This window comes from Proteiniclasticum sp. (genome assembly GCF_003514505.1).
Classification (GTDB): Bacteria; Bacillota; Clostridia; order Clostridiales; family Clostridiaceae; genus Proteiniclasticum.
The window spans coordinates 18,979-45,957 of the sequence record NZ_DOPX01000009.1; the positions used below are offsets into that span (position 1 = coordinate 18,979).

Sequence of the window (26,979 nt, forward strand, 5' to 3'; positions counted from 1 at the left end):
GTGGTTTACGTGTCGTGTAAATAGGTCACAGCGAAAGTAATCGCCTATGTAAGCAACACACTCTTTAAAAAGGAGGAGAGAATTATGGCCAAACTGGAGCTGCAAGTTTCAGAAGATCTGATTCAGGAAACTGAAAGAGTACTTAAACCTATGGGCATTGATGTAGAAATGGCGGTAACGATTTTTCTAAGAAGAATTGCATATGACAAAAGGCTTCCCCTGGACCTAACCGTCCCTCAGATGGAGCATCTTGACGATCAGGAATCAGGAATTCGAAGCTATACTGCGATAACCAAAGAAATGATTGATGAGCTTTGGATTTCTTTTCAACGGTATATGGATGGTAGTGATGAACTTGGGAACTTGAAGGTGATGGTGGCTCGAAATACGGGGATGAATGAGAGCAGTAGTTTTATCTATCTGTATTTTCTAGCGAATCTCATGGAAGGTCAGCCGAACTCCAGGGTAATCAAATACAAGGATTTTGAATACCTCATGGAGAAAATCAGAAATGAGATGGACAGCACATATTATGAGAAAGCGCTGGAGTCCGTCAGGAAATCTATCCCTTATTGGGAAGAGAATACTGCCGGACATTACGCTGAAAAAGTGAAAACCTATTATGAGAAGAATAAAGGAAAGCAAAATGAGGTTGTTTTAGACTGATTCTTTAGGTATTTGGAGGATGTTATGAGATTTGAACCACTTTTAGAAAAGAACCTGCTGCCGGATTTTATGATCCGGTGGGGGGCCCGGCTCATCACAAGGGCACGGTGCAAGGAAATTACTGTGACAGATGTTGAAAAGCATAGAAAAGAGTTTCTTTCTTATGTGGCGGAGCTGAAAAACCAGCCCATTGCCATTAACACAAAAGATGCCAATGAGCAGCACTATGAGCAGCCCACGGAGTTTTTTGAGAAGGTTCTGGGAAGCCGAATGAAATACAGCTGTGGATATTGGGAAGAAGAACTGCCGTATAGGGACTGGAAGCATCATCTGGATGCTTCGGAAGAAGCCATGCTGAAGCTTACCTGCCAAAGGGCAGAGATTTCAGATGGACAGAGCATTCTGGATCTTGGCTGTGGCTGGGGATCGTTGTCTCTATATATGGCGGAGAAGTATCCACATTCTCAAATCGTAGCTGTCTCAAACTCCGCCACGCAGAAAGCTTATATTGATGAGAAAGCCAAGGAAAGAGGTTTTGAGAATCTAACGGTGTACACCGAAGACATCAACACCTTTGCCATAGAAAAGAAATTTCAACGGGTTGTTTCTGTGGAGATGTTTGAACATATGAGAAATTATGAGAAACTCATGGAAAAGGTCAGTGGGTTTCTTCTACCGGATGGAAAGCTGTTTGTGCATATTTTTACCCATAAAACGACTCCTTACTCCTACGAAGTCAGAAGTGAGAACGACTGGATGACCAAGTATTTCTTTTCTGGTGGAACCATGCCAAGTCAGGACCTGCTTCATTATTTCTCTGAAAGGTTTTCTTTAGAAAAGCAGTGGGCTGTATCGGGAACCCATTACAGCAAAACCCTGGAAGCCTGGCTTCAGAAAATGGATGAAAAGAAAGATGAAATCATGCTCCTTATGGAACAGGTGGAAGGAAAGAAAGAAGCGCTGAAGTGGTTTGTGTTCTGGAGAACTTTCTTCCTGGCCTCCTCTGAGTTTTTTGCCTACCGGGAAGGTAATGAATGGTACATCAGTCATTATCTTTTTCGAAAAACAACGTTATAACATCGGTTTGACGAAGACAGTCATCATTTAGGCTGTCTTTTTTTGTTTATTCAGAGAAACAATGAATGCGTATAATTATTCATGAATAATATGTTAATGAAGGAAATCCTGCACCAATAAGCGGATGTTATTTATGAAATTATCATCATATTATTACCTATTCCGAATGTTGTGATAGAAATGAACAGTATCGTCCGAAATTTAACAGGAGGACCTCATATTAAATTCGCAAAAAGAATAAAAATTAATACGATTACATCAGAATATGTCGCTTTGCTTTAAGTAAATGTCATAATAATCAAGAAAAATGCAAGATATTTATTGACGCTTGCATGGTTGGATGTATAATTATTAAATATTAGGCGACCCGATACAGTTTGTTTACAAAATTGTTTGAGTTGCGTGTACAGATGTACCTAATGGGAAATACAAAGAAGAGTAGAAGGAGGATTAACATGAAGAAAAAGAGAATACTGGCCATGGCACTTGCCTTATCGGCTGTAATGATCTTTACCGCCTGCAGCAGCGGCGCTGAAACCCCTGCTGAAACACCAGGGGAGACACCATCCGAAAACCCTGCAGAGGGAGACAGCACTTTAAAAGTCCAGTTCAATGTGGAAGTAGCTTCCATGGATCCGCAGATTGCCACAGATGGAACTTCTTTTGAAGTCATCGCAGCAGTTACGGAAGGACTGTACTCTGTGGATAAGGACGGATCACCGATTCCTGCCATGGTGGATACTGTAGAAAAGAGTGAAGACGGACTGACCTATACTTTTAAGCTGAAAGATGCCGTATGGTCCAATGGAACGCCAGTCACAGCGAAGGATTTCGTTTTTGCCTGGAAGAGACTGGTTGATCCTGAAGTAGCCAGTGAATATGCATTCATCATGGGCGTTGCCGGTGTGAAGAATGCAGATGCCATTGCTGCAGGAGAACTTCCTGTGGATGATCTTGGTGTAACAGCAGAGGATGACAAGACTTTAGTGGTCCAGCTGGATGTACCAGTGCCATATTTTGAGTCCCTCATGTCCTTCCCTTCTTTCTTGCCCATGAATGAAGAATTCTTCACTTCCACTGGAGACAACTATGGAACATCTCCTGAGACTCTTCTGGCCAACGGACCATTCAAGGTTACAGCCTATGAGCCAGCAGCAACCACCATCACCTTAGCGAAGAACGACAGCTACTGGGATAAGGATGCAGTGAAGCTTTCTGGTATTGAGTATCAGGTCATCAAGGATTCCCAGCAGACCATGCTTTCCTATCAGAATGGAGACCTTGATATCGCAACCCTTTCAGGGGAACAGGTGGAGCAGTTCATGAACGATCCTGAATTTGTCAATGTAGTAGCAGGTTACCTCTGGTATGTATCACCAAACCAGCTGGTGAAAGGCCTTGAGAATGTGAACATCCGAACTGCCATGGCTCTTTCCTTTGATAAAGACGCCATTGCAAACAACATCCTGAAGGATGGATCCATTCCAGCGAACTTCCCAGTGCCTACTCTTCTGGCCACAGGCCCAGATGGAAAAGATTTTAGAGAAACCTCCGGAACGTATCTGGAGACCAATAAGGAAAGCGCTTTGGAATTCTGGACCAAAGGTCTGGAAGAGCTTGGCGTAGAAGGACTGACCTATACCATGCTGGTGGAGGATACAGAAGCTTCCATCAATGTTGCCCAGTTCCTTCAGTCTGAATGGCAGGCAGCCCTCCCAGGTCTTACTGTAGAACTTCAGACCATGCCAAAGAAGAACCGTGTTGAAAGGATGCAGGCTGGAGACTATGAACTGGTACTGACCAGATGGGGCCCCGACTATGCAGATCCAATGACCTACCTTGACATGTGGACCACAGGAAGCTCCAACAACTATGGATCCTGGTCCAATGCAGACTATGATGCCATCATCGAAGATGCAAAAAGAGGAGAGCTTGCGCTTGATCCTGCAGCCAGATGGGAAGCTTTAAAGGAAGCAGAAAAGATTGTCATGGATGAAGCTGTCATCCTTCCTGTATATCAGAAAGGTGATGCGGTCATGGTAAGAACAGGCGTTGAAGGCGTTGAGTTCCACTCCGTGGGCATCAACAGAGTCTTCAAGAACGCTGTGAAGAATTAAAGAACGAAAGAAAATACCATAAACAAATAGAAGAGTGTGACGCTGTTTAGAACGAAAAAAAGTGTACAGCGTCTCTCTTCTGTTTTTCAGCCAAATTTCTGTGAGGAGTAGCGCTTATGAAAAAGTATATATTGAAAAGAATCGGCATCGCAGCACTGACTCTTCTGGTCATTCTGTTCATCCTCTTCATCATGCTGGAACTGATGCCCGGTTCTCCATTTAACGATGAAAAACTGACAGATGCCCAAAGAGCCATCATCAATGCCAAATACGGTCTGGATAAGCCTGTATTTCTCAGGTTCTTTAATTACCTGAAAGCCATGCTTTCCGGAGATTTTGGAGTGTCCTACAATATTTCTAAAAATACACCCATCACTCAGCTTTTGGAGTCGAGGCTTCCTTTATCACTTCGGATCGGAGGACAAGCAGTGCTCATCGGTACAGCCGTTGGCATTGTGCTGGGACTTATTGCTGCGGTGAAACACAATACCATTTTTGACACTTTGACCACCGTGATCTCTGTACTTGGGGTCAGCTTGCCTTCCTATGTGTTTGCCATGGCGCTGATTTATTCCATGGGATTCAAACTGAAGTGGTTTCCGCTTCTCTATGAGCTGGATGAACCGTTTCATTCCACAGTACTGCCTACAGTGGCTCTTAGCATGTTCACCATCGCCACGGTGGCAAGGTTCACAAGGACAGAAATGCTGGAGGTGCTGGGTTCAGAGTATATGCTGCTGGCGGAAAGCAAGGGCATGCATCGAAACCGTCTGATCTTTGTCCATGCGCTGAGAAATGCCCTCATTCCCATCATCACGGTACTTGCGCCTCTTGTTGTGAGCCTCATGACAGGAAGCCTTGTCATTGAGAAGCTTTTTTCCATTCCGGGAATCGGATCTCTCATGGTCACGGCCATCCAGTCCAATGACTACAATGTGATCATTGCCCTGGCTTTTGTCTATAGCGTGATGTTCATCAGCATTATGCTGGTGGTGGACATTTTATACGGCATCATTGATCCGAGAATCAGACTTGCAAAGGAGAATCTCCATGAATAATCAGGATACGTTATTTAAACCAGGCGACTTCGAGCTGGTGCGAGAAGATCAGAATGACTTCGTGGATGAGGCCTATGCAAAGGAATCCTACTGGAGAGATATTCTGTCCCGCTTTGTAAAAAACAAAGGGGCAGTCATTGGTCTCTTCTTCATTTTCCTCATCATACTCATGGCGGTGGTGGGGCCTGGCATGAATGAACACACCTATGATTCCCAAATCATTCAGCATCAGAATCTGGCGCCTCGAATCCGTGCCATTGAAAGCTTGAACATTGGTATTTTTGACGGATCAGAGAAGATGAGTACTTCCACAGGTGTTGTGGAAGTGAACAAGTACGTGAATCCTGAAAAGGAAACAGGTCTTGAAAGCACCTACTACTGGTTCGGCACCGACGTTCTTGGCAGAGACATCTTCACGAGAACCTGGACGGGAACGAGAATCTCGCTCTATATTGCTCTGGTGGCTGTGCTGGTGGACATGCTCTTTGGCATGAGCTACGGACTCATTTCCGGATACTTCGGCGGGAAAGTGGACATGGCCATGCAAAGATTCTCGGAAGTGCTGAACGGCATTCCAACGCTGGTTCTCGTGACGCTCCTCATCATTGTGATGAAACCGGGGCTGTTCACCATTACTCTGGCATTAGCCCTTACGGGGTGGATCGGCATGAGCCGGGTGGCCAGAGCTCAGGTGCTGAAACTGAAGGAGCAGGAGTTCATACTCGCTTCCAAGACCCTTGGAGCGAAGGACTTCTTCATCATCTTCAAGGAGATTCTCCCCAATATCTTTGGTCAGCTCATCATCATGTCCATGTTTTCAGTGCCCAATGCCATTTTCACAGAAGCGTTTCTAGCATTTGTGGGACTGGGTGTTCCGGCACCCAACGCTTCTTTGGGTTCTCTCATCAGCGATGCTTTCAAGTCCTTCACCACACATCCCTATATGATTGTGTTTCCGGTGATTGTTCTTGGGATCATCATGCTGAGTTTCAACCTTCTGGCTGATGGACTCCGTGATGCATTTGATCCGAAAATGAAAGAAAGGTAGGTGAACACTGTGGAAAAGGAAACTGTTTTGGAGATGAAAGATCTTTCCATCTCCTTCAAGACCTCTGCAGGCGAAGTGAAGGCCATCCGCGGTGTGGATTTTACATTATATAAAGGGGATACCGTGGCCATTGTAGGAGAATCCGGCAGCGGCAAGTCTGTTACCGTGAAAGCTATCATGGGCATTCTATCCGGCAATGAGACCGTGAACAGCGGATCTATTCACTTCACCTATCATCGAGGAGATGAGGTGGTTCATGAGGATCTTCTAAAACTCTCCAGAAATGAGATGAGAAAAAGAATCAACGGGAAGCGCATTGCCATGGTTTTCCAGGACCCTATGACTTCCCTGAATCCCACCATGTCCATTGGCGCCCAGGTCATGGAAGGAATGATCTACCATCATAAAAAGTCCAAAGCCGAAGCCAGGAAACGGGCCATTGAGCTTCTGGATCTGGTAGGCATTCCAGAGCCTGAAAAAAGAATGAAGAATTATCCCCATCAGCTTTCTGGCGGCATGCGTCAAAGAGTGGTCATCGCCATTGCTCTGTCCTGCGATCCGGAAGTGCTCATCTGTGATGAACCCACCACGGCGCTGGATGTGACCATCCAGGCAAAGATTCTGGAACTCATCAAAGAGATCCAGAAGAAGATGAACATCTCTGTCATCTACATCACCCATGACCTGGGAGTTGTGGCAAAGGTGGCGGACTATGTGGCGGTCATGTATGCGGGGAAGTTCATTGAAAAAGGAACCACAGAAGAAATCTTCTTTGATCCAAGACATCCGTATACCTGGGGACTTCTATCGGCAATTCCAAGCCTGGAAAAGACAGAAGGAGCGCTGTATGCCATTCCTGGAAGTCCGCCGAATCTTCTCCATCAGGTGGTGGGAGATCCTTTTGCCCCAAGAAACCTCTATGCTTTAAACATTGATTACCGCATAGAACCGCCTATGTTTAAAATATCAGACACCCATTTTGCCAGCACCTGGCTTCTTCATGAGGACGCACCGAAGGTGGAGATGCCAAAGCAGCTGAAAGAAAGAATCGAAGGGATGAGAAAGGAGATGAAGATGCATGGAAAATAGAAAGCCACTTCTAGAAGTGAGAAATCTGAAGCAGCACTTCAAAGTCTCCAGAAAGTTCAGTGTCAAGGCGGTGGATGGTGTTTCTTTCGAGATTTATCCAGGAGAGACCTACGGCCTTGTGGGAGAGTCCGGCAGCGGAAAGTCCACCATAGGACGCTCCATCATAAGGCTGTATGACCCTACGGGTGGAAGCATCCTGTTTAAAGAAGAAGACATCTCTGGAAAGATGGACAAAAAGACAGAAAAGAATCTTCGGATGAAGATGCAGATGATCTTCCAGGATCCCATGGCTTCTTTAAATCCCAGAAAGAAAGTACTGGATCTCATCGCCCTTGGTCTGGACATCCATCATCCAAAGATGGATCCAGAGGAGAGAAAGAAGAAGGTGTATGATATTCTGGACCTGGTGGGTCTTTCTCATGAGCATGCCAGCCGGTATCCTCATCAGTTCTCCGGAGGGCAGCGCCAGCGTATCGGGATTGCAAGAGCCTTGGTGATGAATCCGGATCTCATCATTGCTGATGAAGCCATCAGTGCTTTGGATGTATCCATCCAAGCTCAGGTGGTGAATCTCATGAAAGAGATTCAGGAAAAGACCAACATTGCCTATCTCTTCATCGCCCACGATCTTTCCATGGTGAGATACATCTCTGACAGGATCGGAGTCCTACACTTTGGGCATCTGGTGGAAACAGGAACCACGGAAGAGATTTTTGAAAATCCCATTCATCCATACACCAAATCTCTGCTCTCAGCCATTCCTCATCCCAATCCTGTGACGGAACGGGAGAGAAAATCCATGACCTATGACTATGCTTCCAGTGGCATTGACTACTCTAAAGGAGTGCTGCAGAATGTGGGAGGAACCCATCAGGTCCTGGCTACAGAAGAGGAACTTCAGAGATGGACAGCAAAAGGATAGGAAGCAGCACAAAAGATTGACAAAAATATAAATAAGTTTACGGTAAAATGACGCAAACAGCTGGAAAATCAGAGCGGTTTGGGTCGTTTTTCTTTGCTTACGGAATAAGTGACTACGGAAAAATTGGTCTCGTATAACCGTTAAAATGATTGATATGCAATGAAATAGACAGCATGAGTCTGGAACTTGGTGTGCTGGAGAAGGAGGACAATTCACAATTTGTTTATTGCTATTTTTTTAACCAGTGCTATAATGAGGTTGGATTGTAATGGTTATTAAGTTAGTTTGAATTTAAGTTTAGACTATAACCATAATTATAATTATTAATAAATATTTCACCAAGTGAGAGGAGATTTTATCATGAACAAAATTGTCATTGTGGGTGCGAATCATGCAGGAACTGCAGCAGCCAATACGCTGATGGCAAACTATAAGGACGCCAAAGTCACCATTTTTGATGCGAATTCCAACATCAGTTTCTTAGGCTGTGGCATGGCCTTATGGATTGGGGAGCAGATTGCCGGAGCAGAAGGGCTCTTTTATTCCGACAAGGAGAAGCTGGAGGCTCAAGGAGCGGTGGTCCATATGGAAGCTCCTGTAGAAAATATTGATTTTGATCGTAAAGTCGTTTATGCAACGCTGAAGGATGGCACCAAGGTGGAAGAATCCTATGATAAGGTAATACTTGCCACTGGATCTACGCCAATCATCCCTAATATTCCTGGCATAGATCTGGAGAATGTGCAGAAAGTGAAGCTGTATCAGCATGCGGATGAAGTTATTAGGAAGCTGAAGACAGAAGAGATTGAGAATGTGGTCGTGGTAGGTGCAGGATACATTGGTGTGGAGCTGGCCGAAGCCTTCGAACGAAAAGGAAAGAACGTCACCCTCATTGACATTGCAGACACCTGCCTGCCTGTCTATTACGATGAACCTTTCACCGATCTCATGAGAGAGAACCTGAAGAATCATGGCATTCATCTGGCTTTTGGCGAAAGAGTGCTGGAGATTCGAGGAGATCAGAAGGTTCGAGAAGTGGTTACAGACAAGGGAGTCCATAAAGCTGATATGGTCGTGCTTTCCATTGGATTCAGACCCAATACCGCTCTTGGAAACGGAAAGCTAGAACTCTTTAGAAATGGTGCGTTTGTGGTGGATAAGCATCAGGAGACCAGTATAAAAGATGTCTACGCCATTGGAGACTGCGCTACAATTTTTGACAACAGCATTCAGGATACCAACTACATTGCACTGGCATCCAATGCGGTTCGAACTGCCATCGTGGCTGCTCACAATGCTGGAGGGACAACACTGGAATCTGCTGGAGTACAGGGATCCAACGGAATCTGCATCTATGATCTGAAAATGCTGTCTACTGGAATGACGCTGGCAAAAGCCAATGTCTGCGGATTTGAAGCAGCGGCTACAGATTATGATGATCTGCAGAAACCGGAGTTCATTGAAGAGAACAATCCGAAAGTCAAGATCAGAATTGTTTATGATAAGAAGACCAGAGTCATTCTTGGTGCTCAGATGGCATCCACCTATGACATCTCCATGGGCATCCACCTGTTCTCCCTGGCCATTCAGGAAAGGGTCACCATTGATAAGCTGGCTCTGACGGACATTTTCTTCCTGCCTCATTTCAATAAGCCTTACAATTACATCACCATGGCTGCACTGGGTGCAAAATAGGAAAGTAAGCTGCGTACAGCAGAGGGTTTTTCTGTAAAAAATAGAGATGGGTTTCTTTGGACGCCTGTCTCTTTTTATTTACTCAGTAGAATGAAGTAAGAAAAAACAGATCTGTTACTCTAACAGACCTGTTTCCATGAAGTTGATTTTCAAGGGAGCCACTTTTTCTGAAGGGGTTTTATTTCTCTCGGATCTTTTGGAAGATAGTTTTTGAAAGCCACTCTTCAAAAGCGTGAACACCTTCACTTCTTTTCAGTTCCACAAAGTTGAAGTCTTCCATATGAAAAGGCTTCTTCTGATAAATCAGTATAAAGAACTCCTCTGTGGTAAAGAATCGAATCTCCTCTGGATTGAAGCTCTTTTTCTCAATCACCCGGTGGAACATCTTTTGTGCATAAGACTTGGCGTCTGCAGTGGTTCGGAAAACAGCATCTGCGTAGCTCCTGCCTCCTGGGACTCTGGTTGTGCTGTTGTACATATTGATCACTCCTCATTATTTTTGTTCCCTTCAGGAATTTCAGGCAATAAAAAAAGCCCTTCTTAAGGAGCTATGCATCTCCTCATCGATATTAGCTGAACCACCTTACTTAAAAAAAGCAGGTTGGTATGCGGTCACAGAGCTAATCCTCTACCGCAACTCCTGATAAGAACTATTGAATTGTACATATTAACTATATCATAAATCTTAAAGATGTGAAGAGGATCTTTCCATCCTATGGTATGATAAAAACAAAAAATAAAAGCAGGTGATTCTATGGAACTTAGAAAAGTGGATGACAGCAATCTTTGGCAGATTGTAAAGCTCAGTGTGGGAGAAGACCAGAGAAAATTCGTTGCAACCAACGCGCAAAGTATACTGCAGGCGTATACCACCATCACGTCTGGTGGTGTCGCCCTTCCTTTTGGCCTTTATGAAGGAGAAGAACTGGTGGGCTTTGTGATGTTTGGATTCGATGGCTTTGAGGAAGGTGATCCTGAATATATCAAGGGAAGCTATGGTCTTTGGAGGTTTATGATCGATGAAAAGCATCAAGGAAAAGGCTATGGGAAAAAAGCCATGGAAGCCTGCCTTGCTTATTTAAGAACCTTTCCTTGCGGAAAAGCGAAGTACTGCTGGCTTTCTTATGAACCTGAAAATGAAGTCGCAAAAAAACTCTACAATTCCTTTGGGTTTCAAGAAACAGGGGATGTAGTTGAAGGAGAAGTGATTTCTCTTTTAGAATTATAATCTGATAGAACTGGAATTAAAAGTTACCTTTAAAGTTGACACCTACAGGTATCTTTTTTTGGTGATCCTATTTTTGGAAGAGACTGTACTTTTGCTATTAAGTAGATTCGAATTTAATAGAATGAAGAAGTTCGATTGATGAGTTCATTCCTGAAACTATCTTTTCAAGCGATGATCATTGAAGTTGAAATCATGAAAACTTGGAACTTCGCTAAAAGGCAATATGAATAAAAAATTTGAAATAAATGCACTCAATTATCCGCATTCTATATATAAGTGTGGGTAATTAAGTGCATTTCGATGTTCTATTATCGAAATAGACAAGGTTTTGATGGTTTCATTACTCGAGGTGAAGAAAGACCCTTAATATAATTACAATTAATCAAATCCTTTCGAAATCGGCTAATCTACACATAATTCACACATTGTTATAGATTTCTAAATGTAACGACAGAGTTATTGTTTTATACTGATAAAAAATAACGAGTATAAAACTATTAATTCATTGGAGGAGTAAGATTATGGAAAAGACAAAGGTTACAATTCAAGCTGCAGTAGATGCCACCATTGAAAAGGTCTGGAAAACCTGGACAGAACCGAAGCATATTATACACTGGAACAGTGCTTCTGACGATTGGCATTCTCCCAGTGCGGTGAATGATTTGAAGCCAGGAGGAAAGTTTAGCTACCGCATGGAGGCAAAGGACGGAAGTGAGGGCTTTGATTTTACAGGGACCTATGATGAAGTGGTTCCTTACGAGAAGATTAGCTATACCATGGATGATGATAGAAGAGTCTGGACGACTTTTATAGAAAGAGATGGGAAGACATTCATCGAAAGCATTTTTGAAGCAGAAAACACCTTTTCTGTGGAAATGCAGAAGGAGGGATGGCAGTCCATCCTGAACCGCTATAAGGCATATACGGAAAGCCAAAATGAATAAAGATGCTATAAAGATCTGTGTAAAACTCCCTGCAGTTACTAAAACTGTTTATGAAACGATGCTGGATCCTACAAAAATCTGCTTCTGGAGAGTGCCAAAGGATATGGAGTGCACCCTCCACGAGTTTCAGCCTTTTGTAGGCGGATGGATTAGAATATCTCTTACGTATCTTGATGACACACAGGTTGGAAAAACAGGGGAGCATACCGATACGTATCATGGGAGATTCATGGAACTTAAGCCCTATGAGAAAATTGTGGAAGAGCTCCAGTTTGAAAGTGCGGAAGAGAGCCTTAAAAATAGGATGACTCTTACATTTTTACTGGAAGAGATAAAAGAAGGAACGAAGCTGACGGTGATACATGAAGGGCTTCCGGAGTCCATTTCAATGAAAGACAATGAACAGGGCTGGTTGGAAGCTCTGGAACAATTGAGAAAGATTCTGCTTTTGAAAGAGGAAACCATCCTTTAAAAGAACTGAATGAATTGAATGACAAGAGCAGCTTCTTTTTCAGGAGGCTGTTTTTTTGATTCACATTTTTTGTCACAGTTAAAACATAATTAGAGTGTATGATAAAGTTACAGAAAGTGATAAAGAAGGTGAAAGATATTGATTTCCTGGTGGAAAAGACTTCTTGAAAGAATTGCCGAGTCCAACAAGAAGCAGTATGGAAATAAAAAATTGGATTGCTGTGATTTGAATAAACAGAAATAACGATAAAAGGAGGCTATTCAAATGTTTTTGATACCTGTCTTGCTGCTGGTATTTCTATACCTGCATTATAATGACCGTGACAGATTAACTCCATCTTCAAAGGGCAATACTGCTTTAACGAAGCTGAAGGAAAGATATATCCGTGGTGAAATCGACGAGGAAACCTATCTTAGAATGAAAACTGTCATAGAAGACTAATTAGAAAGGAGGAATGGCTTATGATGTTTGGAAGAAGATATTATGGTTCTGGCAGATACTTTGACCGGTATTTTGACAGATTCTATTATGGACACCATTTCGGTGATTTTGGTATTTGGCATATCCTCATGATGGTAGGGTTTGTATTACTAATTGTTCTTTTAGTGGTACTGATACTGAAGAAATCCAAAGGAAATAACGCCCATCCCGTTCAGGAAGATCATTTAAAGAAGATGCTGGATGAACGGTTTGTCCGAGGAGAGATCACCGAAGAAGAATATCAGCAGAAACTTCGTGTTCTCAATCTGAAGTAAAGGATCAAACTATAGACAATATATTGATATAACACCCCTGTCTCAATTAAATCTATAGTTCTGACCGTAAGCCTTATGTGGATGCACATAGGGCTTTTTTTAATACGATTTATTATAAAGGAGGATCAAGCTTCAACGCCAATCTATGTTCACACACAGGTGTGAGGGGTATCTTTTTTCCGTGGATTTATTGATTATTGTCCGTATTTATGGACACCATACATCCTATACTGGACTCATAAGCCCCTGGGAGAGAGAAGGCTCAGAATAGTAGAAGTTGTTACCGCCTCTTCGTAAAGCTGTCATGAGAATTCTTGAACCATGGGGCCCCAGCGATCATAAAGCGTAAAGCTTAATATAGTAGGAGGAAAATCATGAGAAAAGAACGGACAAGAAAACCTTTGTACAAGAGGTGGTGGGTGTGGCTTTTTGCGATAGTGATTATTGGTGCCGCACTTAGTGGTGGAGAAGAAGATGGGAAAGAAGCAGCGGCAGATGGTAAGGATGTAGCACCTGTAGTATCTACGCCAGAGAAGGAACAAGAAGAAGAGGAAGAAGTGGATGAAATTGTAGAAGTTGGAATCGGAGTACCAGCTATGATTGCGGATGTTAGTTTCACTGTGAACAGCATAGAAGAAACCAATGAGATCAAATCCAGCAACCAGTTTATCGAAAGTGCAAAAACAGAAGGGAAGTATGTTATTCTGGAGGTCAATGTAAAGAACGAGAAAAAAGAAGCAATAACCATTCACTCAAGCTACTTCAAGCTGATTACAACAGATGGTGTAGAATATGACCCTAACACGGACGGAGCTGTCATGATGGCGATGATGGAAGAGGAAGATTTTTTCCTTCAACAGGTGAATCCTGGTCTATCCAAGACTGGAAAGGTGGTTTTTGAAGTTGGTGGAGACCTGGATCTTAACTCTGCGGTGCTACGTGGACAGACTGGTTTTTGGGGGACGGAACAGATAGAAATCAGCTTGAAACAGTAATATAGCTGGTTTTAATCATCACGCAATAGGGCTCTTCCCTTAGAGAAGGGCTCTCCTATTTGTCCACATATTTGTTACTACTTCGTCTTTCTTCTGTTACTCCTTTGACAAGTAAATTCGTTCAGCAGTGCTACAATAGAATCGACAAAAAGGACCTTCATCAATATAAGAAGGAGGCGCAACCATGAAAACAAGAAGGTTCATCCCAAAGGTTGTGGTCTCTGCGTTTTGTTTGATTCTGCTTTTGGTTTTTTCTGGAGTTTCTTTGAAGGAAATACATCATATACTCACGGAGAATATCGCAGCAACAGCGGAAGCGACTGAAGTTAAAGTGACAACAGCGAATTTGAATCTTCGTACAGGGCCCAGCACAAGCTATCAGGTGATTCTTGTGATACCTAAAGGTGCTCAGGTGGAAGTCACGGGGTACAGTGAAAACTGGGCGAAGGTAACCTATAATGGAAAGACGGGTTATGCATCCAATGCCTATCTGAAACCTGCAGCAGTGGAAATGTACTATACCACTGCAAGTCTAAACTTAAGATCTGGTCCGGGTACCAGCTATCAGGTGCTCCTTGTGATGCCCAAAGGTGCAGGTGTTGAAGTGCTTCAGAAAAATGGGGACTGGTATCAGGTTAGATATAAAGGCACTACGGGCTACGCCAGCAGAAAGTATCTGACTGCAGAAAAGCCTAGCACAGGTGGAACGGTCCTTTATACCACTGATGAACTGAATCTGAGAAAAGGACCAGGGGTCTCTTATGCAATCGTTGCGGTCATGCCAAAAGGATCTGAGGTAACGGTTCTTAGCACATCAGAAGCATGGCCAAAAGTACGCTATAAAACATATGAAGGCTACTGCAGTCCCAAATACTTGTCGGCGACGAAACCTACGGCTCTAGCACCTGTCCTTCATAAAGGCAATAAAGCAAGCAGTGTGAAGCAGATTGCGCTCACCTTTGATGATTCAGGCTCTGCAGCGAATATCAGGTCCATTTTGAAGGCTCTCGACACGTATGGCGCAAAAGCTACGTTTTTCCCCAATGGTGATTTTGTGAAGAACAATCCGGGGCTCATTTCGGAGATTGCAGCCAAAGGTCATGAGATTGAAAACCATGGATACAGCCATAAGAGCTTAACAGGACTTTCGGACAGTGAAGTGAGAAATGAGATCAGACTGGCAAAAAATGCCCTCTATTCGGCCATCGGCAAAACCTCCACACTGTTAAGGCCACCCAATGGAAGGTATGATGAAAGAATCCAGAGACTGGCAGCAGAGGAAGGCATGAGATATCTCATTTTGTGGTCAGTAGATACCAGTGACTGGGCAACCACCAGGTATGGCGTAACCATCACCACCCAGTATGTCATTGATGAAGCGGTAACAAAAGCAGCTCAAAATGGCATCATACTGATGCACATGCATTCTTCTAAGACCGTGGAAGGACTGCCCACGATCCTGAAACGTTTGAAGGATGCTGGGTACAGTTTTGTGAGAATTTCGGATATGGTTCAGTGACGTGACGATAAAAGCCCCTCTGCTCAAAAAAGCAGAGAGGCTTTTATTACTCCCCTGTGACTTCTACTTTCATCCGATCCGGATCTTCGAAAAAAACCGCGTAATAATCGGGTCCACCTGCATAGGGGTGCCTTTCCTCATAGAGAATCTTCACACCCTTCTCCTTCAGTTTCAGCGTGAGACTGTCAACAAAGTCTTTGCTTCCCCCATGAAAAGCCAGGTGATTGAGGCCTGCTCTGCATCTATGGTAGGGGATGTTCAAAAATCTTTCTTCTGTCTGTACAAATACCAGGTAGGTATGTCCCAGGAGATAGCTGATGCCTTGAGGCCAGACTTGATATTCTTCATAGCCTAGTTCCTGCAGCAGCCACCCCCAGAAAGCCTTGCTTTTTTCGAGATCTTTCACATATAGTTCAATATGATGCAATGCACCCTTCATATTTCATCACCCTTTCTCATGGAACTGTTTTTCTTCTTTCAGTATAAAGGATTTCTGCACATACATCCTGCATCTGTGATAACTCTTCTAGTGGAAGCGGTATATTTTCCAAGTAGTAGAGATGGTATACTGAAAATAATGAGAATGAAAGGTGTGGTGACGATGGAGCTGAGAACAGATAGACTGATCCTGAAGAAGCTCGATAGGCGGGATGCAGAAGTGTTGTATGCATATTGGTCGAGAGAAGAAGTGCGAAAGTTTCAGAGCTTTCATCCTAGGAGCCTTCAGCATGTGGAAGAGTTCTTTAAGGATCTTGCCGAGGTGCCTGATGTGGAGGATACTTGGTTTCAGCTCGGCATCCATCTGAAAGAAGAGAAGAAGCTCATTGGAGATCTTGGGCTTCATTTTCTGCCAGATGGCTGTCAGGTGGAAATCGGGTATACCTTGGACCCTTGTTATCAGAAAAAGGGATATGCGGCTGAAGCCATGCATGAGATTCTGAAGTACCTTTTTGAGAAGCTTCAGAAGCATCGCGTCACAGCCTCCGTAGACCCACTGAATGAGAATTCCATCAGGCTTCTGGAAAAACTGGGATTTCGGAGAGAAGCACATTTCATCAAAGGACTTTTCTATGAGGGAGTATGGGTGGATGATGTGATCTATGCTATGCTGCGGGAAGAGTGGGTAGAGATGAATCAGTAGAAAAAAAGAATATTTCATCGTATTATGTTAAAATGCTAACATAATCATTGAAATGGAGCGGATAGCATCATGAATTACACAATCAAGAAGTTTGCCAGTATGCAGGGTCTAACCGTGGATACGCTGCGTTAGTATGAGAAAAAGGGGATTATACAGCCTTTTCAGGATGAGGAAAATGGATACCGGTATTATTCGGATATGGACGTTCGCATTGTATCTACCTCCAGATGGTATTCCAGTCTTGGATTTACCTTGAGTCAGGTGGCGGAGATTATGAAGACGCTGTCTAATGAATCTCTACAGTCCGCCTTTTCAGAGAAAATCCTGGAGCAAAAGAGGCAGATCGTATATGAGGAGGAAAAACTCAAGGAGCTGATAAGATTTCAAAGATACTATAATCTTATTGAAAGAGGCGAATCTTTCTATGAAGAAGTGGCTCTTCCGGAGCTTCTCTACCTTCCTCATTCTATGAAAGACCAGCTCATGCAGGATGAAGATATTCTCCCTTATGTCAGGGCGTGGATGGAGCTTTTGCCTGTGACGTTCTATACCAGATGGGTACCCAAAGCATCTATCGAAAAGAGAGAGCCCTTTCACTACTATATGGCTCTTTGCATTTCAAAGGAAAATCTAGCTCTGTGGCCAGTACCCCTTCCACCGTGCGTGAGAACTTCACCGGAAAGAAAATGTATCCATACCATCCTTAGAAAAAATCATGAGGAAGTACTCTCTGGAAAACATCTGGATCAGGGGCTGATGTATTTGGAGAAGAATGGCTATCGTCTATCTGGTGATGTCATGACCATGTACATTTCAAGCAGAATAGAACAAGGACAGAAAGTGAACTATCACTACGCATATTTCCCTGTGGAAACCGAATAATATTCCCTTGACCTTGGTGCTGCACCAGGGTTTATATTTAGTTTGATAAATATCAAACTTGAAAGGGGAAAAAGAAATGTTCAAAAAGAAATGTATGGCAGCAGTGCTCCTGATGCTCCTCCTCATCAGCGGTGGCTGTGGAGCGAAAGTGGAGGAGGCTCCTGAAACACCATCGGCTGGATCTGAAAAGCTTTATACCGCAGGAGAATATACAGCAACGGGTGAAGGAAACTACGGGGAGATTCCAGTAACCGTGACATTCAGTGAGACAGAAATTCTGTCCATTGTTGTCGGAGATAATGAAGAAACACCAGATATTGCAAAACCTGTATTTGAAAAGATTCCTGAGGAAATCTTGAAGGGCCAGACTCTTCATGTGGATGTCATTGCGGGAGCAACCAATTCCAGTAAAGGTCTTCTGGCTGCCATTGAAGCTTGCATTCTAAAAGCAGGCGGAGATGTGGAGAAACTCAAGAATAAAGTGGTCGAGCAAGGAAAGAAAGAACCAATAGAAAAGACAGTGGATGTTGTCATTATTGGCGGTGGCGGAGCTGGTGCAGCAGCCGCTGCCTCAGCAGCTGAGAATGGAGCTTCTGTGATTCTAGTGGAAAAAGGTTCCTCACTAGGTGGGAATACTGTTCGTGCAGGCGGTGCCTATAATGCTGTAGATGAAGAAAGACAATCTGCAGTGGATATGAACAACGCACTGGTCAATGATCTGAAAGCAATCTTAGAAGTGGATGAAAACACATTTGGAGATTTCAAAGACACGGTTGTGACACTGAAAGGTCAGATTGAGAAGTATTTTGAAGATGGAGATACCACAAAGCTTTTTGACTCTGAAGAACTTCATATGTATCAGATCTATATCGGTGGAAAGCGTACAGATAAGAACGGTGAAGAAATCACAAGCGATCTGTCCCTGGCAAAGAAGCTGACAAGTCAAGCGCTGGATGCGCTCAATTGGCTGGTTTCCAAAGACTCTACTTTAAAAATCAACGACAGCATCGGAACTGTACTGGGGGCCATGTGGCCAAGAACTCACGGACTTTCTGCCAGTGTTGGGGTTGGATTTATAAACCCTCTTGCAGAGGATGCGAAGAAGAATGGCGCTGAGTTCATGCTGGAAACAAAAGCAGAAGAGCTTATCATCGAAAATGGACGTGTCTCTGGGGTGAAAGCGGTAAAGACAGATGGCACGGAAGTGACATTACATGCGACGAAAGGTGTCATCATGGCTACTGGCGGATTTGGCGCCAATGCAAAAATGGTTGCACAGTACAATACCTACTGGCCTACCATTCCTGAAGATATGAAGAGCACCAATACTTCTAATGCCCAAGGCGATGGCATCAATATGGGGCTTGAAGCGGGAGCAGACCTTGTGGGGATGGGATTTGCACAGCTGATGCCAAGCTCACATCCTGAAACAGGAGCCCTTTCCGGAGGCGTGTGGGGAAGTGCAGAATCCCAAGTTTTCATCAATAAGGAAGGAAAGCGATTTGTCAATGAATATGCAGAAAGAGACGTGCTGGCCAGCGCTGCACTGAAGCAGACAGACAGCCTCTTCTATATCATCTGCGATCAGGTCACCGCAGGAAATCCACAGCCTGGAGATAAGAACGGCTGGGGAGATGTCATTGATGATCTGGTGGCAACCAAGAGCATCTACCGGGCAGATACTTTGGAAGAACTTGCAGAGCAGATGGGTATTCCTGCAGATGTATTTGTCTCTGAAATCGAGAAGTACAATACCTTTATTGATGATCAGAAGGATCCGGAGTTTGGAAAAACCAATTTTGGTCCAAAGATCCTGGAAGCGCCTTTCTATGCAACACCTCGTTCTCCATCACTCCACCACACCATGGGTGGTCTGGCAATCAATGACGAAGCTCAGGTGCTGGATAAAAACGGAGCAGCCATTCCTGGCTTCTATGCAGCTGGAGAAGTCACCGGCGGAATTCATGCTGGTAACAGGCTGGGTGGAAATGCGCTGACGGACATTCTGGTCTTTGGAAGAATCGCTGGCAAAAATGCGGCCAGTGAAAAGTAGAATAAACTAGAAAAAGCAGTCTATCGGTTTAAGATAGGCTGCTTTTTAATACTTATCCTTCCTTCTGAGCCAGGACAGAATCCAGCTTTTGGGGAGGACGGACTTCTTTATTGTTTTGAGGTGTAAAATCCCTGTGGGACCATTCTCTTAGGTACGTAAGGTCCTGAGGCCTCAAGGAAAAATCAAAGATGTTGAGATTCTCAGTAAGTCGTTCTTTCTTTGTGGACCTGGTTAGGGGAGTCGCCCCCAGCTCCAATACAAACCGAAGAAGGATCTGGCCTGGGCTCTTCTTATGATGGGCACAGATGTCCATGAACTCAGCCTCCTGGTAGATCACTGCAAGGGGAGCCAAAGGAGAATAAGCTTCCAGTGTGATGCCGTGATGTCTGCAGAAGTTCATATCATCTTCCAATAGCACACCCGGATGTATGAGAATCTGGTTCACCATGGGTTTCACCGTGGCTTTTTCAAGAAGAGGCTCCAGATGTTCTTTAGAGCAGTTACACACGCCGATGGCTTTGAGAACCCCTTCATGATAGAGCTCTTCCATGGCTGTCCAGGTGGAAAGAAGATCCTCTTTCCAGTCGTCTTTATGTCCCATGACCACGGGCCAGTGAATGAGATATAGATCCAGATAATCTGTCTTGAGGTTTTTCAAGGTTGCGGCTACTTCTCCTCGTACCCGGTCATATCCGTGGGCGCTGTTTCTAAGCTTACTGGTAAGAAACAGATTCTGTCTCTCGATACCGCTTTTTATAATGGCCTCACCAACATATTCTTCATTGGCATAGACTCTTGCGCAGTCTATATGGCGGTATCCCGCCTCCAGAGCATGAAGTACAGATGAGATGCAAACCTCAGGAGTTTCCAGCTTCCAGGTGCCATATCCGATGGAGGGGATCCGTAACGTTTTATCTATTTGTTTTGTGTTCATATTCATTCTCCTCTCGTCTTTTCTATCAGAAGAAGGGGATGAACCGATGTGAAAGATAACGGATTCCGGGGAAGAATCCTATGGCTATTATAAGGGTTTCTACTTTGTTTTCAAAGAGAGGTGAGGAAGAATATTTCTTCAGGCACTCTTTCATCTATGAGAATCAGATGAGAATGCCTGAAGTAGAACCGTTTTTTCTGAAAACATATTCATATATAAATATAAAAAGAGAACATAATGTCGTATAATATAGGTAATTATGTTTGGAACTATGTAGGAGGGGCTATGAAAATTTCAGGGTTAAAAGAATACGTATATCAGGAACTGAAAAATAAGCTGATCATGAATCACTTCAAGCCTGGGGAGAGGATTTGGGAAGAACACTTGGCAGAAGAACTTGGGGTCAGCAGAACTCCAGTCCGTGAAGCCATCAATCAGCTGGTGGCAGAAGGGTTCATCGAAAATCGCCCAAGGAAAGGAATCTTCGCCGCGGAAATCACAAAAGATGAGCTGAGAAAGATGCTGGATGTGCGACTGGCGCTGGAGAGTCTTGCCATTAAAGAGTGCTGCAAGAACATTACAGAAGAGCAAATGAAGGAGTTGGACGCCATTTACCAAACCTTTGCCAAAGCTCTGGAAGATGAGGAGTACAGTAAAGCCAGCCAGTGGGACAGTGAGATCCACCGTTTCATCGCTCAAGTGGCAAACAACAAAAAGCTTGCGGCCTATGTCAATGACATTCAGGATGTGTTCGCCTATACCAGAGGATACAACATCAAATGGACCAAGGAGAAGGCAGACCGCTCCATATGGGAGCATAAAAAAATCATTGAAGCCATCAAGAGCCGCAATGAAGAGGTGGCCATTGAGATTGTCCAAAAAGATATTGACTCCATGCGGGAACTGCTCAGTGAAGAATAACCCTTGAGAGGATGCGAAAGCATCCTTTCTTTTTTATGCGGAAAATCCGGTGCTGCAATTACGTATTGTAAGAAAAATAGATACTTTGATTTACAAAATAACAAAATAAAGAAACTAAACTTTATTTTTCACAAAAACAGTAAAAAATCAGATGAAATGGTTTGCAAATGGAAAGGTTTTCGGTATAATGAGGTTGTCTTATAAATTATACATTATACATTATACATTATAATCTATAAGAAAATGGGGATTATAGAACGGGATGTGAAAAGTTGAAGATATCAGGTTTGAAAGAGTATGTGTACCATGAACTGAAGAAAAAGCTCATGGAAGGGCACATCAAACAAGGGGAGAGAATCTGGGAAGAACAGATTGCTGAAGAACTGGGGGTCAGCAGAACACCGGTCAGAGAAGCGATCAATCGGCTCATTGCAGAAGGGTTTGTGCAGAATGAGCCACGAAAAGGTATTTTTGCCGCGGAGATCTCCAAAGAGGATCTCATTAAAATGCTCGATATCCGCATTGTGCTGGAAGCGCTTTCTGTGGACATCTGCTGTAGAAAAATCACGGAGGATGAAATCTCAGAGCTTCAGAAAATCTATGAGGAATACACAGAAAAGCTTACAAAGAAGGATTTTGCAAAGGCCAGTCAGCTGGACAGCAGAATTCATAAGTTCATCGCTAAGGTTTCAGAGAATTTGAAGCTCATGGAGTACATCAACGACATACAGGATTTTTTCACCTATACCAGAACGGCATCCGTGCTCTGGGATGAAAGAAAAATCAAGCGTTCTCTGGAAGATCATAAAGAACTGGTAGAGGCAATCTCTGAAAAAAATGGTGAAAAAGCAAAACTGCATATAGAAAAAGATATTTATGCCATGAAAGAACTGCTCATGGGGTAGAGGGAAAAAGGAGAGGACGAAATGAGGTTATGTTATCAGGTGGCGACTCCGGATGTAAAAGTGGATGAATCCGTTACAGCCTATCAGGGACCGTTGGAGAAGAGCTTGCGTGAACTTTCAAAATTGGGATACCAGGGAGTGGAGTTTATGACGCTGAACCCGTCAGAGCTGAACTGGAACGAAGTGAAAGAACTTCTTGAAAAGTATCATCTGAAAGCGGTGCTGGTGTGCACTGGAGAAATCTTCGGACAGCTGAAGCTTTCCTACACCCACAAAGAAGAGGCCATCCGAAAGGAAGCCATCAGACGAACCAAAGAAATCATGGATTTTGCAAGTTATCTGGGCGCGGACATCAATATTGGCCGAATCCGGGGACAGTACTGCAAGGAGCTCACAAGAGAAGAGACGGAAACCTATGCGGTGGAAGCGTTTAAAGAAATCAGCCGCTATGGGGAGGAGAAGAAAGTAAGAATTGCCCTGGAAACGGTGACCATCATGCAGACGAACTTCATTAATACTTTGGCAGAAGGTCTCGACATGGTGAAGCGAGTAGATATGAAGAATTTTCAGCTGATGCTGGATGTGTTTCATCTGAATCTGGAAGAGAAGAACCTCTATGAAGCCATCCGAACCTACAGTCCACACAACATCCATGTGCATCTGGCAGACAACAACAGAAGATATCCCGGACACTGCGGGCTGGATTTTGATAAGATCATCGGTACCTTCAAGGAATGCGGGTATGAGGGGAATTTCTCCACAGAGATTTTCCAGATCCCAAGCCAGGAAAAAGCAGCTAAAGGCGCCATAGAACATTTAAAGCCCATCTTGAAAAAGTATTACGCATAAGAACAAAGGAGGAGATGTAGAGATGACAGAGGAAAAAGTTCATGAGCTGAAAAAACTGACCCACAGATTCAGAAATGATCTCATTGATATTCTGTATGAGATCCAGACAGGACATCCTGGAGGGTCGTTATCCGCAGCAGAGATTGTCACAACACTGTATTTTGACAAACTTCGTGTGGATCCGAAAAATCCGAAAATGGAGGGAAGAGACCGGTTCATCATGTCCAAAGGGCATGCATGTCCCATCCTTTACCTGAATATGGCAGAAAAAGGCTACTTTCCCAAGGAAGACCTGAAGACACTGCGCCAGATGGACAGCCATCTGCAGGGACATCCCTGTGCCCATAAGACACCAGGGGTGGAGCTTTCCGCAGGACCACTTGGTCTGGGATTAGGCGCTGGTCTTGGTATGGCTCTTGGGGAGAAGATGAAAAAAACAGATGGGTATGTCTATGTGCTTCTTGGAGACGGTGAAGTGCAGGAAGGCGGTATCTGGGAAGCAGCCATGGCTGCGGCAAAATACAAAGCAGACAATCTCATTGCCATTCTAGACCATAACGGAGTGCAGCTGGATGGCACCTTAGAAGAAATCATGTGCATTGGAGACATTGCAGGAAAGTTTGAGGCTTTTGGCTGGGAAGTGCTTCACTGTGACGGCCATGACATTGCTTCTTTCTCCAGTGCCGTGGAGGAAGCGAAGGAGACCAAGGGGAAACCCATTGTGATCATCGCAAAAACGGTCAAAGGAAAAGGAGTCTCCTTTATGGAAGGAAAGAACATCTGGCACGGTAAGCCCATATCCCCAGAGGAGTATAAGGCGGCCAAGCTGGAACTGGGAGGAGAGAACTGATGGAGAAGAAGATCGCAATCAGAGATGCTTACGGTGAAGCCTTAAGAGATCTCGGCAAGAAAAATGACAGCATCGTTGTGCTGGAAGCGGATGTGGGGGGATCCTCCAAGAGCATCCTCTTTGGTAAAGAGTTTCCAGAGAGATATTTCAATGTAGGAATCAGTGAGTTTAACATGGTATCCATGTCCACAGGATTTGCCTCCCAAGGCATGATTCCTTTTGTGAACACCTTTGCAGTGTTTATGACCACCCGGGGCATTGATCCCATCCAGACCCTCATTGCCTATGATGAAATGAATGTGAAGCTGGCAGGAACCTACGCAGGGCTTTCTGATTCCTATGATGGAGCAAGCCATCAGGCCATCACAGACATTGCTTTTATCCGGTCCATTCCCAACATGACCATCGTTTCAGTCTGTGATGCGGTGGAGACCAGAAAAGCGGTGGAAGCCGTGGCAGCCTATGAGGGTCCAGTTTATCTGAGACTGAGTAGAGCACCCGCACCAGTGATTTTTGATGACTCCTATGACTTCCAGATTGGAAAAGGCGTCACCTTAAGAGAGGGCCGTGATGTGACTCTTGTGGCCACAGGAACCATTCTCCATAAGGCACTGGAGGCAGCTGAGCTTCTGGCTCAAGAGGGGATTGAGGCAGAGGTTCTGAACATCCATACGGTGAAGCCTATAGATGAGAACATTCTGGTTCAGGCGGCAAAGAAAACAGGAGCCGTGGTCACGGTGGAAGAGCACAGCATCCATGGAGGACTTGGCAGCGCAGTGGCGGAAGTCCTTGCAAGAAGATGTCCGACGCCAATGCAGTTTGTAGGAGCAGAAGAGTTTGCAGAATCTGGAGACTACGAAGCCCTTCTGGAGAAATACGGGTACAGTCCAAAAGCCATTGCAGATAAGGCTAAAAAAGCCATGGAAATGAAATAAGAAAGAATGAGGTAAGAACATGAGAGAATCCATCCATAAATATTTTAAAGTCGGTGTCATCCAGTTTATGAGTTATCCCAATGAGGATCTTCTGGAGTCCCTCCGGACCATTGCTAGAGACGACTACTTTGATGCCATAGAAATCAAAGGATTTCCAGATGAGGAAATGAGAGAAGAAGCTGTAAAGATTCTGAAGCAGTCCCACCTGAAAGTATGCTATGGCGCACAGCCAAGAATTCTGGGTCCGAAGCTGAATCCCAATGCCATTGATGAGGAAGAACGCCTGAAAGCGGAAAAGACCCTGATGGAAGCTCTGGATGAAGCAGAGGTGCTGGGGGCAAAAGCCATCGCCTTCCTGTCTGGAAAATGGAATCCGGAGACCAAAGAAGAAGCCTACAGCCAGCTGCTGAAAACCACCCGGAATGTTTGTGATTATGCAGCAAAAAAGGGCATGGACGTGAACCTGGAAGTCTTTGACTTTGACATGGACAAGGCAGCCCTCATCGGACCTGCACCTTATGCAGCGAAGTTTGCTGCGGACATGCGCACCACCCATGCCAATTTTGGGCTCATGGTGGATCTGTCCCACTTCCCAACCACCTATGAGACATCGAAATTTGTGATTCAGACGTTACGCCCTTATATCACCCATTTCCACATCGGAAACGCTGTGGTGAAGGAAGGGTATGAAGCCTATGGAGACCAGCATCCAAGATTTGGATATCCGGACAGCGCAAATGATGTGGAGGAGCTTCTGGAGTTCTTAAAGGTGCTGAAAGAAGAAGGGTTCTTCAACGCTGAAAATCCTTATGTGCTTTCTTTTGAAGTGAAGCCATGGAAGGATGAAGATCCTGCCATCATCATGGCAAACAGCAAGCGTGTGCTGAACAGAGCCTGGGCACTATTAGAAGACTAGAAAACGAAGGAGGACATACTTATGAAAATTGTAATACTGGACGGATATACAGAAAATCCTGGAGACCTCTCCTGGGAGGGATTTGAAAAGCTTGGAGACCTGACCGTGTATGATAGAACACCACTGGAACTCATCGTAGAAAGAATTGGCGATGCGGAGGTGGTTTATACCAACAAGACGCCCATCACCAAAGAAACCATCGATGCCTGCCCGAACATGAAATTCATCGGTGTTCTGGCCACAGGCTATAATGTCATCGATGTGAATTATGCCAAGGAAAAGAATGTGCTGGTTTCAAACATTCCTACCTACGGTACGGATGCTGTATCCCAGTTTGCCATAGCGATGCTTCTGGAGATGAGCCATCACATCGGACTTCATTCTGAAGCTGTGAAAGACGGCGAGTGGACCAGCAATCCGGACTGGACCTTCTGGAAGAGACCTCTTATTGAGCTGGCTGGAAAAACCATGGGAATCATCGGGTTTGGCAGAATCGGCCAAGGCACCGGACGGATTGCACAGGCTCTCGGTATGAAGGTTCTGGCCTATGATGCCCATAAGTTTGATGAACTGGTGTCTGATTCCTGCAGATATGTGGAACTGGATGAGCTCTTTAGAGAATCTGATGTGATTTCTCTTCACTGTCCGCTGTTCCCTGAAACACAAGGCATCATCAATAAAGAGAACATCGCCAAGATGAAAGACGGCGTGAAGATCATCAACACCAGCCGTGGACCTCTTGTGGTGGAACAGGACCTTGCTGATGCGCTGAACAGTGGAAAAGTAAGCGGAGCTGGCCTTGATGTGGTTTCTACAGAACCCATCCGTTCTGACAATCCGCTCCTTACAGCAAAGAATGTGTATCTCACACCTCATATCGCCTGGGCGCCCAAGGAGTCCCGTCAGAGGCTCATGGATATTGCGGTGAGCAATCTCAAGGCATACCTTGAAGGCGCTCCTGTGAACATTGTCAACGGTTAGCCGTTTTCAGACAGAGATACAGGAGGG

The 26,979-nt window shown here is 44.4% G+C and carries 28 protein-coding genes and 1 pseudogene; 26 read left to right on the top strand and 3 right to left on the bottom strand.

Annotated elements, in window-relative coordinates; all coding sequences use genetic code 11:
- Positions 1-84: 84 nt before the first annotated feature.
- The 8 genes from DEF30_RS01940 (at position 85) to nox (ending at position 9,672) form a co-directional block, all read left to right on the top strand.
- Positions 85-666, top strand: coding sequence for a type II toxin-antitoxin system RelB/DinJ family antitoxin (locus DEF30_RS01940; protein ID WP_294095944.1), 582 nt, complete (start codon positions 85-87; stop codon positions 664-666).
- 24 nt (positions 667-690) lie between these two features.
- Positions 691-1,743 carry a cyclopropane-fatty-acyl-phospholipid synthase family protein gene (locus tag DEF30_RS01945; RefSeq protein WP_294095946.1) on the top strand — a complete coding sequence of 351 codons (1,053 nt, stop codon included), beginning with the start codon at positions 691-693 and terminating at the stop codon, positions 1,741-1,743.
- 455 nt (positions 1,744-2,198) lie between these two features.
- Positions 2,199-3,860, top strand: coding sequence for a peptide ABC transporter substrate-binding protein (locus tag DEF30_RS01950; RefSeq protein WP_294095948.1), 1,662 nt, complete (start codon positions 2,199-2,201; stop codon positions 3,858-3,860).
- 116 nt (positions 3,861-3,976) lie between these two features.
- Complete coding sequence (locus DEF30_RS01955) at positions 3,977-4,918, top strand: ABC transporter permease (protein ID WP_294095950.1); 942 nt, start codon at positions 3,977-3,979, stop codon at positions 4,916-4,918.
- Entirely contained in the window at positions 4,911-5,966 is a 1,056-nt protein-coding gene (gene opp3C, locus DEF30_RS01960; RefSeq protein WP_294095952.1) for an oligopeptide ABC transporter permease, read from the top strand. The genes DEF30_RS01955 and opp3C overlap by 8 nt, the downstream gene beginning before the upstream one ends.
- Positions 5,967-7,055: an ABC transporter ATP-binding protein gene (locus DEF30_RS01965; RefSeq protein WP_294095954.1), complete on the top strand. Its 1,089-nt coding sequence runs from the start codon at positions 5,967-5,969 to the stop codon at positions 7,053-7,055.
- A complete protein-coding gene (locus tag DEF30_RS01970; RefSeq protein ID WP_294095958.1) occupies positions 7,045-7,977 on the top strand; it encodes an ATP-binding cassette domain-containing protein in 933 nt (310 codons plus the stop codon). The genes DEF30_RS01965 and DEF30_RS01970 overlap by 11 nt, the downstream gene beginning before the upstream one ends.
- A 360-nt stretch (positions 7,978-8,337) precedes the next feature.
- Positions 8,338-9,672 (top strand): H2O-forming NADH oxidase, encoded by a 1,335-nt coding sequence (gene nox, locus DEF30_RS01975; protein WP_294095960.1) that lies wholly within the window; start codon positions 8,338-8,340, stop codon positions 9,670-9,672.
- A gap of 178 nt (positions 9,673-9,850) precedes the next feature.
- Here nox and DEF30_RS01980 read toward each other — a convergent pair whose 3' ends face one another.
- Complete coding sequence (locus tag DEF30_RS01980; protein ID WP_294095962.1) at positions 9,851-10,150, bottom strand: hypothetical protein; 300 nt, start codon at positions 10,148-10,150, stop codon at positions 9,851-9,853.
- A 276-nt stretch (positions 10,151-10,426) separates the two neighbouring features.
- On the opposite strand from DEF30_RS01980, the gene DEF30_RS01985 reads away from it, so the two are divergent.
- The 8 genes from DEF30_RS01985 (at position 10,427) to DEF30_RS02020 (ending at position 15,585) form a co-directional block, all read left to right on the top strand.
- Positions 10,427-10,900 carry a GNAT family N-acetyltransferase gene (locus tag DEF30_RS01985; protein WP_294095964.1) on the top strand — a complete coding sequence of 158 codons (474 nt, stop codon included), beginning with the start codon at positions 10,427-10,429 and terminating at the stop codon, positions 10,898-10,900.
- 521 nt (positions 10,901-11,421) lie between these two features.
- Positions 11,422-11,844, top strand: coding sequence for an SRPBCC domain-containing protein (locus tag DEF30_RS01990; RefSeq protein ID WP_294095966.1), 423 nt, complete (start codon positions 11,422-11,424; stop codon positions 11,842-11,844).
- A complete protein-coding gene (locus tag DEF30_RS01995) occupies positions 11,837-12,316 on the top strand; it encodes an SRPBCC domain-containing protein (protein ID WP_294095968.1) in 480 nt (159 codons plus the stop codon). Before DEF30_RS01990 ends, DEF30_RS01995 begins: the two co-directional genes overlap by 8 nt.
- Positions 12,317-12,454: 138 nt before the next feature.
- Complete coding sequence (locus DEF30_RS02000) at positions 12,455-12,559, top strand: LDCC motif putative metal-binding protein (RefSeq protein WP_278245033.1); 105 nt, start codon at positions 12,455-12,457, stop codon at positions 12,557-12,559.
- A 21-nt stretch (positions 12,560-12,580) separates the two neighbouring features.
- Positions 12,581-12,757: an SHOCT domain-containing protein gene (locus tag DEF30_RS02005; protein WP_294095977.1), complete on the top strand. Its 177-nt coding sequence runs from the start codon at positions 12,581-12,583 to the stop codon at positions 12,755-12,757.
- 20 nt (positions 12,758-12,777) lie between these two features.
- Positions 12,778-13,071 (top strand): SHOCT domain-containing protein, encoded by a 294-nt coding sequence (locus DEF30_RS02010; RefSeq protein WP_294095979.1) that lies wholly within the window; start codon positions 12,778-12,780, stop codon positions 13,069-13,071.
- 374 nt (positions 13,072-13,445) lie between these two features.
- Complete coding sequence (locus DEF30_RS02015) at positions 13,446-14,066, top strand: DUF4352 domain-containing protein (protein ID WP_294095981.1); 621 nt, start codon at positions 13,446-13,448, stop codon at positions 14,064-14,066.
- Between the two features lie 184 nt (positions 14,067-14,250).
- Entirely contained in the window at positions 14,251-15,585 is a 1,335-nt protein-coding gene (locus DEF30_RS02020; RefSeq protein ID WP_294095983.1) for an SH3 domain-containing protein, read from the top strand.
- A 46-nt stretch (positions 15,586-15,631) separates the two neighbouring features.
- Here the strand turns inward: DEF30_RS02020 and DEF30_RS02025 are convergent, their stop codons facing one another.
- Positions 15,632-16,024, bottom strand: coding sequence for a VOC family protein (locus tag DEF30_RS02025; protein ID WP_294095985.1), 393 nt, complete (start codon positions 16,022-16,024; stop codon positions 15,632-15,634).
- Between the two features lie 138 nt (positions 16,025-16,162).
- Here DEF30_RS02025 and DEF30_RS02030 point away from each other — a divergent pair, with 138 nt between their 5' ends.
- The 3 genes and pseudogenes from DEF30_RS02030 to DEF30_RS02040 all read left to right on the top strand — a co-directional run bounded on the left by DEF30_RS02030 (position 16,163) and on the right by DEF30_RS02040 (position 19,661).
- On the top strand, positions 16,163-16,726 hold the full coding sequence (locus DEF30_RS02030) for a GNAT family protein (protein WP_294095987.1): 564 nt from the start codon (positions 16,163-16,165) through the stop codon (positions 16,724-16,726).
- Positions 16,727-16,870: 144 nt separating this feature from the next.
- Positions 16,871-17,608 (top strand): annotated as a pseudogene (locus DEF30_RS02035) (hypothetical protein); the annotation flags it as partial.
- 94 nt (positions 17,609-17,702) lie between these two features.
- Positions 17,703-19,661: a flavocytochrome c gene (locus tag DEF30_RS02040; protein WP_294095989.1), complete on the top strand. Its 1,959-nt coding sequence runs from the start codon at positions 17,703-17,705 to the stop codon at positions 19,659-19,661.
- 52 nt (positions 19,662-19,713) lie between these two features.
- Here the strand turns inward: DEF30_RS02040 and DEF30_RS02045 are convergent, their stop codons facing one another.
- The gene (locus DEF30_RS02045; RefSeq protein WP_294095991.1) at positions 19,714-20,595 is read right to left on the bottom strand and encodes an aldo/keto reductase; all 882 of its coding nucleotides are present in this window, start codon (positions 20,593-20,595) and stop codon (positions 19,714-19,716) included.
- A 285-nt stretch (positions 20,596-20,880) separates the two neighbouring features.
- Between DEF30_RS02045 and DEF30_RS02050 the strand changes: the two genes are divergently transcribed.
- From DEF30_RS02050 to DEF30_RS02080, 7 genes are all read left to right on the top strand, one after another.
- Positions 20,881-21,516 (top strand): GntR family transcriptional regulator, encoded by a 636-nt coding sequence (locus tag DEF30_RS02050; protein WP_294095992.1) that lies wholly within the window; start codon positions 20,881-20,883, stop codon positions 21,514-21,516.
- A 287-nt stretch (positions 21,517-21,803) separates the two neighbouring features.
- On the top strand, positions 21,804-22,421 hold the full coding sequence (locus DEF30_RS02055; RefSeq protein WP_294095994.1) for a GntR family transcriptional regulator: 618 nt from the start codon (positions 21,804-21,806) through the stop codon (positions 22,419-22,421).
- Positions 22,422-22,442: 21 nt separating this feature from the next.
- Positions 22,443-23,270, top strand: a complete 828-nt coding sequence (locus tag DEF30_RS02060) for a sugar phosphate isomerase/epimerase (RefSeq protein WP_294095996.1) — start codon at positions 22,443-22,445, stop codon at positions 23,268-23,270.
- A gap of 22 nt (positions 23,271-23,292) precedes the next feature.
- The gene (locus tag DEF30_RS02065) at positions 23,293-24,120 is read left to right on the top strand and encodes a transketolase (protein ID WP_294095998.1); all 828 of its coding nucleotides are present in this window, start codon (positions 23,293-23,295) and stop codon (positions 24,118-24,120) included.
- Entirely contained in the window at positions 24,120-25,055 is a 936-nt protein-coding gene (locus tag DEF30_RS02070; RefSeq protein WP_294096000.1) for a transketolase C-terminal domain-containing protein, read from the top strand. The genes DEF30_RS02065 and DEF30_RS02070 overlap by 1 nt, the downstream gene beginning before the upstream one ends.
- A gap of 19 nt (positions 25,056-25,074) precedes the next feature.
- Positions 25,075-25,971, top strand: coding sequence for a TIM barrel protein (locus DEF30_RS02075; RefSeq protein WP_294096002.1), 897 nt, complete (start codon positions 25,075-25,077; stop codon positions 25,969-25,971).
- Positions 25,972-25,992: 21 nt separating this feature from the next.
- Positions 25,993-26,952 carry a D-2-hydroxyacid dehydrogenase gene (locus tag DEF30_RS02080; RefSeq protein WP_294096004.1) on the top strand — a complete coding sequence of 320 codons (960 nt, stop codon included), beginning with the start codon at positions 25,993-25,995 and terminating at the stop codon, positions 26,950-26,952.
- Positions 26,953-26,979: the final 27 nt, after the last annotated feature.